The 12,355-nt window shown below is 69.7% G+C and carries 10 protein-coding genes, 3 pseudogenes and 1 riboswitch; of the genes and pseudogenes, 8 read left to right on the top strand and 5 right to left on the bottom strand.

The genetic code is table 11. The features are described 5' to 3' along the window. The 5 genes and pseudogenes from ABZV38_RS26090 to ABZV38_RS26070 all read left to right on the top strand — a co-directional run. Positions 1-149, top strand: a pseudogene (locus ABZV38_RS26090) (4-hydroxy-3-methylbut-2-en-1-yl diphosphate synthase); the annotation flags it as partial. Positions 150-175: 26 nt separating this feature from the next. Next, positions 176-2,077, top strand: a complete 1,902-nt coding sequence (gene dxs, locus ABZV38_RS26085) for a 1-deoxy-D-xylulose-5-phosphate synthase (protein WP_356330754.1) — start codon at positions 176-178, stop codon at positions 2,075-2,077. Next, the gene (locus ABZV38_RS26080) at positions 2,074-3,471 is read left to right on the top strand and encodes an aspartate aminotransferase family protein (protein ID WP_356330752.1); all 1,398 of its coding nucleotides are present in this window, start codon (positions 2,074-2,076) and stop codon (positions 3,469-3,471) included. The genes dxs and ABZV38_RS26080 overlap by 4 nt, the downstream gene beginning before the upstream one ends. Before the next feature lie 66 nt (positions 3,472-3,537). After that, entirely contained in the window at positions 3,538-4,146 is a 609-nt protein-coding gene (locus ABZV38_RS26075; protein WP_356330750.1) for an XRE family transcriptional regulator, read from the top strand. Positions 4,147-4,179: 33 nt separating this feature from the next. Next, positions 4,180-4,353 (top strand): DUF6126 family protein, encoded by a 174-nt coding sequence (locus ABZV38_RS26070; RefSeq protein WP_356330748.1) that lies wholly within the window; start codon positions 4,180-4,182, stop codon positions 4,351-4,353. 29 nt (positions 4,354-4,382) lie between these two features. On the opposite strand, the gene ABZV38_RS26065 is transcribed toward ABZV38_RS26070, so the two are convergent. Continuing rightward, a complete protein-coding gene (locus tag ABZV38_RS26065) occupies positions 4,383-5,195 on the bottom strand; it encodes a tyrosine-protein phosphatase (protein ID WP_356330745.1) in 813 nt (270 codons plus the stop codon). A 194-nt stretch (positions 5,196-5,389) separates the two neighbouring features. On the opposite strand from ABZV38_RS26065, the pseudogene ABZV38_RS26060 reads away from it, so the two are divergent. The 3 genes and pseudogenes from ABZV38_RS26060 (at position 5,390) to ABZV38_RS26050 (ending at position 9,851) form a co-directional block, all read left to right on the top strand. Further along, positions 5,390-7,485: pseudogene (locus ABZV38_RS26060) on the top strand (alpha-galactosidase). Between the two features lie 291 nt (positions 7,486-7,776). Further along, positions 7,777-7,936, top strand: a riboswitch (cyclic di-AMP (ydaO/yuaA leader). A gap of 3 nt (positions 7,937-7,939) precedes the next feature. Next, positions 7,940-8,812 (top strand): LysM peptidoglycan-binding domain-containing M23 family metallopeptidase, encoded by an 873-nt coding sequence (locus ABZV38_RS26055; protein WP_356330743.1) that lies wholly within the window; start codon positions 7,940-7,942, stop codon positions 8,810-8,812. Positions 8,813-8,987: 175 nt separating this feature from the next. Further along, the gene (locus ABZV38_RS26050) at positions 8,988-9,851 is read left to right on the top strand and encodes an SGNH/GDSL hydrolase family protein (protein WP_356330741.1); all 864 of its coding nucleotides are present in this window, start codon (positions 8,988-8,990) and stop codon (positions 9,849-9,851) included. A 58-nt stretch (positions 9,852-9,909) separates the two neighbouring features. Here the strand turns inward: ABZV38_RS26050 and ABZV38_RS26045 are convergent. The 4 genes and pseudogenes from ABZV38_RS26045 to ABZV38_RS26030 all read right to left on the bottom strand — a co-directional run. Beyond that, positions 9,910-10,708: pseudogene (locus ABZV38_RS26045) on the bottom strand (STM4011 family radical SAM protein); the annotation flags it as partial. 105 nt (positions 10,709-10,813) lie between these two features. Further along, a complete protein-coding gene (locus ABZV38_RS26040) occupies positions 10,814-11,053 on the bottom strand; it encodes a hypothetical protein (RefSeq protein WP_356330739.1) in 240 nt (79 codons plus the stop codon). A 129-nt stretch (positions 11,054-11,182) separates the two neighbouring features. Next, complete coding sequence (locus ABZV38_RS26035) at positions 11,183-11,794, bottom strand: TetR/AcrR family transcriptional regulator (RefSeq protein WP_356330738.1); 612 nt, start codon at positions 11,792-11,794, stop codon at positions 11,183-11,185. Positions 11,795-11,924: 130 nt separating this feature from the next. Beyond that, positions 11,925-12,326 carry a hypothetical protein gene (locus ABZV38_RS26030; RefSeq protein ID WP_356330736.1) on the bottom strand — a complete coding sequence of 134 codons (402 nt, stop codon included), beginning with the start codon at positions 12,324-12,326 and terminating at the stop codon, positions 11,925-11,927. Positions 12,327-12,355: the final 29 nt, after the last annotated feature.

Here is a 12,355-nt window from a genome sequence, read left to right as displayed (position 1 = left end):
AGGGGCAGATCTTCGTCAAGGGCGAGATCATCAAGACGGTTCCCGAGTCGAAGATCGTCGAGACGCTCATCGAGGAAGCCCTGAAGATCGCCGAGGGCATGGAAGACGCGGGGACACCATCGGGGGTCCCCGCCGTCACCGTGAGCTGAAACAGGACCGGAGAGGGGGCCCGAGCGTGACCATTCTGGAGACCATCCGGGGGCCGCACGACCTGAAGGCACTGAGCGGACCGGAACTCGGCGAACTCGCCGAGGACATCAGGAAGTTCCTGGTCGAGGCGGTGGCCAGGACCGGCGGCCATCTGGGGCCCAACCTGGGGGTGGTGGAGCTGTCCATCGCCCTGCACCGGGCCTTCGACTCACCCGTGGACCGCATCCTGTGGGACACCGGGCACCAGAGCTACGTACACAAACTGCTCACCGGGCGGCAGGACTTCTCCAAGCTGCGGGGGAAGGGCGGCCTCTCCGGCTACCCGTCGCGCGAGGAGTCCCCGCACGACGTCATCGAGAACTCGCACGCCTCGACCGTGCTCGGCTGGGCGGACGGTCTGGCCAAGGCGAACGAGGTGTTCGGCCGCCCCGACCATGTCGTCGCCGTCATCGGGGACGGGGCGCTCACCGGAGGCATGGCGTGGGAGGCGCTCAACAACATCGCGGCCGCCAGGGACCGGCCGCTGATCATCGTGGTGAACGACAACGAGCGCTCGTACGGCCCGACCATAGGCGGCCTCGCCAACCACCTCGCCACCCTCCGTACCACCGACGGGTACGAACGCTTCCTGTCATGGGGCAAGGAGGTCCTCCAGCGCACCCCCGTCGTCGGACAGCCGCTGTACGAGTCGCTGCACGGCGCGAAGAAGGGGTTCAAGGACGCCTTCGCCCCGCAGGGCATGTTCGAGGACCTGGGGCTCAAGTACGTCGGGCCGATCGACGGACACGACATCGCGGCCGTCGAGTCGGCGCTCAGCCGGGCGAAACGCTTCCACGGCCCGGTACTGGTGCACTGCCTCACCGAGAAGGGCCGCGGGTACGCGCCCGCACTCGAGGACGAGGCCGACCGGTTCCACACCGTCGGTGCGATGGACCCGCTGACCTGTGCCCCGCTCGCCCCGCTCGGCAGCCCGTCGTGGACCTCGGTGTTCGGGGACGAGATCGCCGCGATCGGTGCGGAGCGACCGGACGTCGTCGCGATCACAGCGGCGATGCTGCACCCGGTCGGGCTGACGAAGTTCGCCGAGGCGTTCCCCGACCGGGTCTGGGACGTCGGGATCGCCGAGCAGCATGCGGCGGTCTCCGCTGCGGGGCTCGCCACCGGCGGCCTGCATCCGGTCGTCGCCGTCTACGCCACGTTTCTCAACCGCGCCTTCGACCAGCTCTTGATGGACGTCGCGCTGCACCGCTGCGGGGTGACATTCGTCCTCGACCGGGCGGGCGTCACCGGCCCCGACGGTCCTTCGCACCATGGCATGTGGGACCTGTCCGTGCTCCAGGTCGTGCCCGGGCTGCGGATCGCCGCCCCGCGCGATGCCGACCGGCTGCGGGAGGAGCTGCGTGAAGCCGTCACCGTCGACGACGCGCCGACCGTGCTGCGCTTCCCCAAGGAGTCGGTGGGGGAGCCCGTCCCGGCGATCGGCCGGGTCGGTGCCATGGACGTGCTGCACCGCGCCGACCATCCCGAGGTGCTCATCGTGGCGGTGGGCGTGCTCGCCTCCGTCTGCCTGCAGGCCGCCGACCTCCTTACGGGTGGCGGGATCCGCTGCACAGTCGTCGACCCCCGCTGGGTCAAACCGGTCGACGAACAGCTCGCCCCGCTCGCCGAACGGCACCGGCTGGTCGTCGTCGTCGAGGACAACAGCCGGGCGGGAGGCGTGGGTTCGGCGGTCGGACAGGCATTGCGTGATGCCGGTGTCGACGTACCGCTGCGCACGTTCGGCATCCCCGAGCAGTTCCTGGCGCACGGCAAGCGCGCCGAGGTGCTGGCCGACATCGGGCTCACACCGGTCGAGATCGCCGGCCGGATCAGTGCCGCGCTGGCCGCCAAGGACGCGGTCGAGGGGATTGAGGAGAGCGGGGAATGAAGGACGGCGGGCCCAAGGGCTTCGATCTGGCGCAACTCCTCGCGGAACGCGGCGCCGAACGCTACGAGCTGCACACGGAATACCTCAACCACCAGCTGCCGCGGATGCTGCACACCATCGGCTTCGACAGGTTCTACGAGCGGGCCGAGGGCGCGTACTTCTGGGACGCGGACGGCAACGACTACCTCGACATGCTCGCCGGCTTCGGCGTGATGGGTCTGGGCCGCCACCACCCCGTCGTCCGCAAAGCACTGCACGACGTCCTGGACGCCTCGCTCGCCGACCTCACCCGCTTCGACTGCCAGCCGCTGCCCGGACTGCTGGCCGAGAAGCTGCTCTCGCACAGCCCGCACCTGGACCGGGTCTTCTTCGGCAACAGCGGTACCGAAGCCGTCGAGACCGCGTTGAAGTTCGCCCGGTACGCCACCGGGAAGCCGCGCGTGCTCTACTGCACCCACGCCTTCCACGGCCTGACGACCGGCTCGCTCTCGGTCAACGGCGAGTCCGGCTTCCGGGACGGCTTCGCACCGCTGCTGCCCGACACCGCCATCGGGCTCGGCGACCTCGACGCACTGCGCCGCGAACTGAAACGCGGCGATGTGGCGGCGCTCGTCGTCGAGCCCATCCAGGGCAAGGGTGTCCACGAGGCGCCGCCGGGTTTCCTGCGTGCCGCGCAGGCGCTGCTGCACCGGCACAAGGCGCTGCTCATCGCCGACGAGGTGCAGACCGGCCTCGGCAGGACCGGTGACTTCTACGCGTACCAGCACGAGGAAGGGGTCGAACCCGATCTGGTCTGTGTCGCCAAGGCGCTCTCCGGCGGCTATGTGCCGGTCGGGGCGACCCTCGGGAAGGACTGGATCTTCAGACGCGTCTATTCGTCGATGGACCGGGTCCTGGTCCACTCGGCGAGCTTCGGCTCCAATGCTCAGGCGATGGCGGCGGGGCTCGCGGTCCTCGCGGTGATGGAGGACGAGGAGACCGTCGCGACCGCCCGCCGCACCGGCGATCTGCTGCGCGAGCGGCTCGCCGCGCTCATAGGGCGGTACGAGCTGCTGCACGATGTCCGCGGCCGCGGGCTGATGATCGGCATCGAGTTCGGCCGGCCGTCCTCGCTGAAACTGCGCAGCCGCTGGACCATGCTCCAGGCAGCCCGCAAGGGTCTCTTCGCGCAGATGGTGGTCGTACCGCTGCTGCAGAAGCACCGGATCCTCACCCAGGTCTCCGGCGACCATCTGGAAGTGATCAAGCTGATTCCGCCGCTGGTCATCGGCGAGCCGGAGGTGGACCGGTTCGTGACCGCGTTCACGGCGGTGATGGACGACGCGCACAGCGGCGGTGGACTGATGTGGGACTTCGGCAGGACACTGGTCAAGCAGGCGGTCGCCCACCGCTGAGCCCACAGGGTTTGCCTCGGAGGCAAAGAAATTGCCTCTGAGGCAGGATCCTGGCCCAATGGACTTATGAATCCTCCCGATGGAGGGGTGGCCGACGAGCTGCCCGGGGTCGCGCCACGTCTGCGCGATCTTCGCCGCCGCCGTGGTCTCACCCTAGAGAGCGTCGCGCAGCGCGCGGGGCTTTCCCCCGCCCATCTCTCCCGGCTCGAAACGGGCCGGCGTCAGCCCTCGCTGCCGATGCTCCTCGGACTTGCCAGGATCTACGGTACGACGGTCTCCGAGCTGCTCGGCGAGACACCGCCGGAACGTGACGCGATCGTCCGCGCCGGCAGGTTCGAGGGCGCCGAGGCCGACGGCTGGATGTATCAGCAGGCCGGTGGTTCCGGCCGGGCGATGCAGGCGCTGCGCGTCCGCGTGCCGTACGGCGCGCAGGGCGATCTCGTGCGCGTCCATCCGGGCGAGGAGTGGCTGTACGTCCTGGCCGGGCGGCTACGGGTGAGCCTCGGCGACACCGTGCACGATCTCGACCCCGGGGACAGCGCCCACTTCGACTCGCTCATCCCGCACCGGATCGCCGCCGTCGACCGCGACGGATCCGAGCTCCTCTTCGTCCACACCCTGCTCCAGAGCCCTGCCGCCGAGCTGTGCCTCGGCAGTGGCATCCACCGTCGCTGAGACCGGTCCGTCCGGTCGCCAGAGAGGACTGTCATGTCCGATTCAGAGAACTTCGATCCGCTCACCCCGGCCAGGTCCAAGAATGACGGACCGCAGGAGGGGAAGTTTCCGCGCGGCGTGGTGATCCGGCTGGTCGCCTATCTCGTCGCCGGACACGTCTTCGCGGCGTTCCTCTACTTGCTCTTCGCGGTGGCAGGCAAGGGCTGACCGCCGGCCACCACCGCCGGGCGGTCCGGCTACGCCTCGTCGAGCAGCCGTCCGCGCAGCCGCTCCAGCGTCTGCGGAGTGAGCTCCAGCCCCTCGGCGAGATAGCGGTCGGTGCTGCCCCAGGTCTCCTCGATCGTGGTGAAGGCCTGCGCCAGATATGCGGCGCGGGCGTCGAAGAGCGGGCTGAGCAGTTCCATCACCTCGGGCGACATCCCGGTCGCCGAGGTGTCGCTGCGGCGCACCTTGTACCGGCGGTGCGGGGCGTTGGACTTGAGGTAGTCGGCCTCGATGGCGTCGCGCTCGACCCCGACGGCGAGCAGCGACACCGCGATCGAGATCCCGGCTCGGTCCTTACCCGCCGCGCAGTGCATCAGCGCGGGGACGCTGTCCTCGGCCAGGGCGTGCAGCACCCGGCTGTGCTCGGCGGTGCGGTCCTTGACGATCGACCGGTACGAGGCGGTCATCCGGGCCGCTCCCTTGCCGTCGGCGAGGATGTTGTGCAGCTGCTCGATGTTGCCGTCGCGCACCATGCGCCAGAACTCGGCGCCGTCGGCCGGGTCGGAGAGCGGGATGCTCACGTTCCGTACGCCCGGCAGCTCCACGTCCAGACCGTCGAGCTTGTGGTCGGCCGCGTTGCGGAAGTCGAAGATCGTGTGCAGCCCGAGGTCGCCGAGGAACGCCGCGTCCTCGGATGTGGCGTGCGCGAGGTGACCGCTGCGGAAGAGCCGTCCGTACCGCACCCGGCGCCCGTCGACGGTGGGCAGCCCGCCCACGTCGCGGAAGTTGCGCACACCTGACAGCTCGGGTTCCGTCGACGGGATCTGCGGCACCTGCTGCGTCACGGTGTCTCCTGGAGTGTCTGGCGTCGGCGCGGCTCGCCGACGAGGTCACTCCCGTGACGATACGACATCGGTTCCTCAGGCAATCATCTCGGCCGTTCTTGCCTCGCCCGCCGGTGAATTGCCCCTGCGCGGGCGTTGCCCGGCCACCCGGCGACGCTCGATGATGTGCGGAACTGTGTGAATGTGGGGATGAGATGATCGAGACTGGTGACAAGGGTCGGACCTGGCTGCTGACCGGGGCGACCGGCAGCTATGCGCTGCATCTCACCGACCGGGACGAACTGCTCCATCTGCACTGGGGGCCACGCATCTCCCTCGCGGCCGCCGAGGCCCTCGCCGCCGCACCGGAGCCGCCGTCGCGGGGCTTCGAGTCGCGGCTGGACGGCCGCGAGGAGTACCCGGTGGAGGGCGGGCCCCGGTTCGTCCGGCCCGCTCTCTCCGTACGCACCCTCGAGGTCCGTGGCACCGAATGGGAACACACGGGGGCCGCGGTGGACGGCGACGAACTCCGTATCGCGTTCTCCGACTCCGTACAGCGGCTCGCGCTCACGCTGCACTACCGGATGCGGGACGACTCCGATGTGATCGAGCGCTGGGCCACTGTCAGCCACGCCGGTCCGGACGGTCCGCCGCTGGAGCTGTTGCGCGCCGACGCGGCCGCCTGGGCGCTGCCGGCCCGTGACGCCTGGCGCCTCAGCCAGCTGCACGGGCGGGGGCGGCGGAGACGCAGCTCGTGCGGTCGGAACTGACATACGGCGAGAAGGTCCTCTCCAGCAGGCGAGGTCACACCGGGCACCAGTCTCTGCCCTGGGTCGCGCTCGACGCGGACGGAGCGGCCACAGAGGAGGACGGCGAGGTGTACGGCTGCGCGCTCGCCTGGTCCGACTCGTGGCGGATCGCCGTGCAGCAGCTCCCCGACGGGCTCGTACAGATCACCGGCGGGGCCGGCTACGACGACTCCGGGCTGCTGCGGCTCGCGCCGGGAGAGACGTACACCACACCGGTGTTCGCCGGACTGTGGAGTGCCCAAGGGTTCGGCGGGGCGAGCCGTGCCTGGCACGCCTGGCAGCTGGCCCACGTCATTCCGGACGCCGAAGGCCTCCGGCCGGTGCTCTACAACTCCTGGGAGGCGACCGGTTTCGACATCGTGGAGGACCAGCAGCGCGCCCTGGCCGTGCGCGCCGCGGCGATGGGTGTCGAACTGTTCGTGGTGGACGACGCGTGGTTCGGGCAGCGCACCACTGACCGGGCGGGACTCGGCGACTGGACCCCGAATCCCGAGCGCTTCCCCGGCGGGCTGAAGCCGCTCGCCGATGAAGTGCACGCACTCGGCATGCAGTTCGGCATCTGGGTCGAGCCGGAGATGGTGAATGCCGACAGCGACCTGTACCGCGCGCACCCGGACTGGGTATAGCACTTTCCCGGGCGGATCCGCACGGAGTTCCGTAATCAGCTGGTGCTCAATCTGGCCCGGACCGATGTGCAGAACTATCTGTGGGAACAGCTCGACACACTGCTGTCCAGTGCCCCGATCGACTATGTGAAATGGGACTTCAACCGCTGCTTCACCGATGCGGGCTGGCCGGGCGAGGATTATCCGCAGAAGCTCTGGATCGAGCATGTGGACGCGCTCTACGCGCTGATCGACCGGCTGCGGGCGGCTCACCCCGGTGTCGCCTTCGAGTCCTGCTCGGGCGGCGGCGGCCGGATCGATCTGGGCATCCTCGCCCGTACCGACCAGGTGTGGACCTCCGACAACACCGACCCGCTGGACCGGCTCGCCATCCAGGAGGGTTTCGGGCAGGTCCATCCGGCCCGCGTGATGGCCGCCTGGGTCACCGACAGCCCGAATGTCCAGCTCAACAGCAGGGTCAGCTCGCTCCGTTTCCGCTTCGTGAGTGCGATGGCCGGGGTGCTCGGGGTCGGCGGAGACCTCACCGAGTGGAGCGACGAGGAGCTGGCCGAGGCCCGGAGCTGGGTGGACCTGTACAAGGAGATCCGCCCGGTGGTGCAGCACGGGGCGCTGTACCGGCTGCGAGCGCCGCGCGGTGGGCTCAGCGCTATGCAGTACACGCTCGGTGACGAGACCGTGGTGCTCATGTGGCTGGAGGCACAGAGGTACGGGGAGCTGCCGCCGGCCCTGCGGCTGCGCGGGCTCGACCCCGCGGCGACCTATACCTGTCTGGACACCGGCGCCGTCCACCACGGTTCCGTGCTGCTGCATCAGGGGTTGCACACGGGTCTACGGGGGGACCTGGACGCGAAGGTGCTGAGGCTCCGCCGCGGATGATGTTCATGACATGTCCGTATTAGGGCATTTAGTCGAACATGCCCTACTTATACGGGAGATGAGGGGTCTCTCGTGAGCGGGATCATATCCGTGACGGTGTGTGGTGGCGCGGCGGCCGGGTAATCCGTACACCGCGCGGAAAGCCAAGATCCTTAATCCACGGAGGGTGACCGGAATTCCGCGCCGATTTCCCGGCGCGGATTCCGGCACGCAACCGAAGGCTTGTTCTGCCCGTCCTCACTCGTTTACGGTCACCGTCAATCCGGACGGACCGCCTAATCCTGCCGCCGACCGGAATTCGCACCCACTCATCGTGTGGCAGGAGCGGGGGAACCAGGTAAGCCGCCGACCGGAGAAATCCGGCGGCTCGGGGTGAAGTCGCACTTCGTGCGACCGGGCACCTCCAGCCCGAACCCGACAGCTCACCTCGTAGGCGCCGGAGAGGAAAATCTTCATGTCCATATCGGGTAAGCACCGTCGCCAGAAGTCCAGCACCCTCGCTCGTGGCGTCGCCGCCGCCGGCGCCGGCGGGGCCGTCATCGCCCTTCCGCTGCTCGGTGCCACCGGTGCCCACGCCGCGGAACAGGCCGCTCCCGCCGCGCACTCGGCCGCCGCCGCGCACGTCGCCTCGGCCGCCCCGGTCGCGAAGAAGCAGGCCGAGACCCGGACGTACTCCGTCGTCGCCGGCGACTACCTGTCGAAGATCGCTGCCGAGAACAAGGTCGCAGGCGGCTGGGAGAAGCTGTACCAGGACAACCGTGAGGTCGTCGGCAGCGACCCGAGCCTGATCTTCCCGGGCATGAAGCTGACCCTCGGCGGCTCCGCCGCGGCCACCGGCACCACGCAGCCCGCCGCGGCCCCGTCGGAGGCTCCGGTGGTCACCAAGCCCGCGGCCGCCCCTTCGGCCGCCCAGAGCAGCAGCTCCGGCTACGTCTCCCCGGTCCCGGGCAAGCACACCACCAACTACCGTGCCTCCGGTGCCAACTGGTCCAGCGGCAGCCACACCGGCATCGACTTCCCGGTCGCCACCGGCACCAGCGTGAAGGCGATCACCTCCGGCACCGTCGTCACCGCCGGCTGGGGTGGCGCGTACGGCAACGAGGTCGTCATCAAGCACGCCGACGGTCGCTACTCGCAGTACGGCCACCTGTCCGCGCTCTCCGTCTCGGCGGGCCAGACCGTCTCCGCCGGCCAGCAGATCGGCCTCTCCGGTGCCACCGGAAACGTCACCGGCCCGCACCTCCACTTCGAGGTCCGCACCGGCCCCGCGTACGGCTCGGACATCGACCCGGTCGCCTACCTGGCTTCGCACGGAATCTCCGTCTGATCGGATTCGATCAGGGCTGATCCGAACGGCTTGGTGAAGGGGCGGTGCGCGGCGGCGCACCGCCCCTTCACTTATTCCCTCTTTACTAAAACCTGACCGGGTGGTCTATCTCACCCTCCGTCAACCCCTTATTACGGTCGCGTAGGTCACATTCGGCGGTGCAGGATGTGCCCTTGTGGCAGACGATTCGAGAAACTTTCAACGTGGCGTCAACAACCGGCATGGTGCCATCGGGTCGTACGCAGCGATTGGCGACAGCTTCACCGAGGGAGTCGGTGACCCCGGCCCGGACGGAACCTTCGTCGGCTGGGCGGACCGTTTCGCGGTCCTCCTCGCGGACCAGCTGCCCGACCCCGATGCAGCGACGAACACCGATGGTTCCGCCGGTTCCGCAGGTGCCGCTCACGGGAACTTCCGGTACGCCAATCTCGCCGTACGCGGACGCCTCCTCGACCAGATCGTCGAGGAGCAGGTGCCGCGCGCCAAGGAACTCGCCCCCGATCTGGTGAGCTTCTGCGCGGGCGGCAATGACATCATCCGGCCCGGCACCGACCCCGACGACGTGGCCGAGCGATTCGAGCGCGCGGTCGCCGACCTGACCCGGTCGGTCGGCACCGTCATGGTCACCACCGGCTTCGACACCCGGGGCGTTCCCGTGCTGCGCCATCTGCGCGGCAAGATCGCCACCTACACCGCCCATGTGCGGTCGATCGCCGACCGCTACGACTGCCCGGTCCTCGACCTGTGGTCGCTGCGGTCCGTGCAGGACAGGCGTGCCTGGGACGACGACCGGCTCCATCTGTCGCCCGAGGGACACACCCGGGTCGCGCTGCGCGCCGCCCAGGTACTCGGCCTCGGCGTGCCGGCCGACCCCGACCAGGAGTGGCCGCCTCAGGCGCAGCGCGGCACGCTCGAGGTACGGCGCGACGACATCCAGTGGGCACGCGAATATCTGGTGCCGTGGATCGGACGGCGGCTGCGCGGCGAGTCCTCCGGCGACCACGTCGAGGCGAAGCGGCCCGACCTGCTGCCGCTGTAGTCGACGCGGTGTCCTCTTCCGCCGGACGGGCTTGTTCGCCGAGGCCCGTCCGGTTCGTTCAGGCCCGTCCGGCGACCGGGAGCAACGGCAGCAACGCTTGATCCCGGTGCGCCGGTACGTGCGCCGGCCCGGCCGGTACGCGTTCCAGTACGCCGCCCGCGAAGACGTCGTACAGCGGCAGCGTCTCCAGATGCACATACCCGATGTGGCAGTCGCACACGGCGAGCGGACAGGCCTGTGGGCCAACGCCTGCCGGCAGCTGCCGTCGTAGAGATTGCCGAGCTCGGCCGGGACGAAGTGACAGCGGCGCACCGTGCCGTCCCCGTCCACCGAGATGACCGACTCGCCCGTCCGGCAGGGCATCCCGGCCGAGCGATGCGGATCCCGGCTGTACGGGAAAAGGGGGTCGAGGGCCGTCCAGCGGTCCGCCTCCTCATCTGTGTAGCTGTGCCCCTCGGCCGCGTTGACCCAGAGATAGACCTCCTCGGGCAGGTCGGCGCGGAGCCGCCGCGCCTCGTCGAGATACTCGTCGAGACCGACGACACCGACGCTGTACCGGACACCGAGGCCGGTCAGCTCCCGGCACTTGGCGAGGAAGCGGTCGTACGGCGTCTGCCCCGGGTGGTACGTGCACCACAGCGCGATCTTGTCGCGGCCCCACCCGCCTCGGCCAGCCACCGCGTACGGCCGCTGAGATTGGTCTCGATCGCGACCCGGCCGATGTGCGGCAGCTGCGCCAGCTCGACCAGCGCCCGGCGGTACCAGGAGCGGACCAGCCCCTCGTCCCATGGCGTGAACAGCACCGAGATCCGGTCGCCGGTCTGCGCCACCGCCCACGCGGTGAACCGCTCCAGCGCGAACTCGCTGATCCGGTACGTCCTCGGCCGGGACTGGCAGGCCGCAGCGGACGGGATCCGTGCAGCCCTGCCAGACCTTGGGGCGTACCCGCGGGACCGGGCCTACTACCAGGCCCGGATGGAGGACGCTGCCCGGCGGGTCTGCTGGCCCCCCGGCTGTTCTCGCACGCGCAGGATCGCCGCCCGCGCCCCCGGCGGCAGCGGTGCCTCCACGGTCGACTTCAGCAGCCCCACCCAGGGAGTGGAGTCTGGGAACGCGAAGAGTTCCACGCGCGCCTCCAGGTCGGCCGGCTCGTAGTCATCCGGGCCCACCCCGGGCGGAATGACTCTGTACCTGATCATCATCTGGGTCGCCTGTCCGATCGTAGAGGCGGCCGCAGACATGGGAAGGCCCCCGGGGAGACGGGGAGACGGGGAGAAGAGCGGGAGAATACGCGAGACGTCAGGGGCTGACGGAAGCGGAGCGACTGCCGGTCAGGCCGTCAGTGCCGCCTGGTCGATGCCCAGTTCGCGGGCGAGTGCCTCGTCCGTCCACGCCAGCATCGTGTCCCGGGAGAGCGGACCGGCGTACGATGTCATCTGGACGGCCAGACCGTCCAGCAGGGCGGTCAGCCGCCAGGCCACGGACATCGGATCGTCGCAGTGGAACTCCCCTGCGGCGGCGCCCTCTTCAAGCACCTCGGCCAGCTCGGCCTTCCACTGCTGGTCGAGATCGCCGGCCACATTGCGCAGCGCCGGATCACGCAACGAGGCCGCCCAGCCCTCGATCCACAGCCGCCACCCCTTGGCCTGCCCGGTCGGCGCGTACCAGCGAACGGCGGCGCGCAGCCTCCGTACCGCACTGGTGCGGCGGCCGAGCAGCTTGCGCAGATGGGCCAGATCGGCCTCGGCGGCGTGCGCGAAGGCGGCCGCGACCAGCTTCTCCTTTGTCGAGAAGTGGTAGAGCACGAGTGCGTTGCTCACACCGAGGACGGACGCCACATCAGCGATCCGTACCGCGGCGACGCCCCGCACCTCGATCTGCTCGATGGCAGCGCGCAGCAGCTCCTCGCGTCGTTCCGGCACGCTCAACCGCACTCTCGCCACGGCGTCACCCTAACCAATACGGCGGTCCTGAGCAGTTCGGGGGCGGGGCCGCATGCGGCCCCGCCCCCTCGTCACTCGCTGCTCACCGCCGGCTCGTCCACGGACCGAAGCCCGGGCTCCGGCGCGCAGGTCAGCACCAGATGTCGGCGCAGCCCGAGTTGTACGCGTCGATCAGGGTCTCGGTCAGTGACGCACCGGTGGTGTCCGTGACGGTTGTCCGCAGGTCGACCTTGGCGGTGCCCACGGCAGGCACCGTGACCTTCCACTTGCCGTCGGCCCCGCGCGCCGCCGTGGCCTGCTTCCAGTCGGTGCCGTCCGTCGCGTACCAGACCTTCAACGAGGCGAGGGGAAGCGCCCGCCGGCTGTCCTGTGCGGTCAGGCCGGCGGTGTAGTCGAGCGGCTTGCCCGCGTCCGCCGCGTTCTCGCCGGTCAGCGGCAGTCGGTAGTCGAGGTCCAGCAGCCGGGCCGCGGCCGTGGACTTCTCGCGGCCGGAGCGGAACCGCCACTCGCTGGTGTCCCGCGACCCGAGCATCCATGTCACCGGATCCGGTGACGTGCGGG

Origin of the sequence: Streptomyces sp. NPDC005181, assembly GCF_040608395.1 — a bacterium.
Lineage (GTDB): Bacteria > Actinomycetota > Actinomycetes > Streptomycetales > Streptomycetaceae > Streptomyces.
This window is presented reverse-complemented; position numbering and strand designations above follow the sequence as displayed.

Excerpts from the sequence above, each read along its gene's own strand:
- ABZV38_RS26080 (WP_356330752.1), top strand. The coding sequence starts at position 2,074 with ATGAAGGACGGCGGGCCCAAGGGCTTCGATCTGGCGCAACTCCTCGCG.
- ABZV38_RS26075 (WP_356330750.1), top strand. The coding sequence starts at position 3,538 with ATGAATCCTCCCGATGGAGGGGTGGCCGACGAGCTGCCCGGGGTCGCG.
- ABZV38_RS26070 (WP_356330748.1), top strand. The coding sequence starts at position 4,180 with ATGTCCGATTCAGAGAACTTCGATCCGCTCACCCCGGCCAGGTCCAAG.
- ABZV38_RS26055 (WP_356330743.1), top strand. The coding sequence starts at position 7,940 with ATGTCCATATCGGGTAAGCACCGTCGCCAGAAGTCCAGCACCCTCGCT.
- ABZV38_RS26040 (WP_356330739.1), bottom strand. The coding sequence starts at position 11,053 with ATGATGATCAGGTACAGAGTCATTCCGCCCGGGGTGGGCCCGGATGAC.
- ABZV38_RS26030 (WP_356330736.1), bottom strand. The coding sequence starts at position 12,326 with ATGCTCGGGTCGCGGGACACCAGCGAGTGGCGGTTCCGCTCCGGCCGC.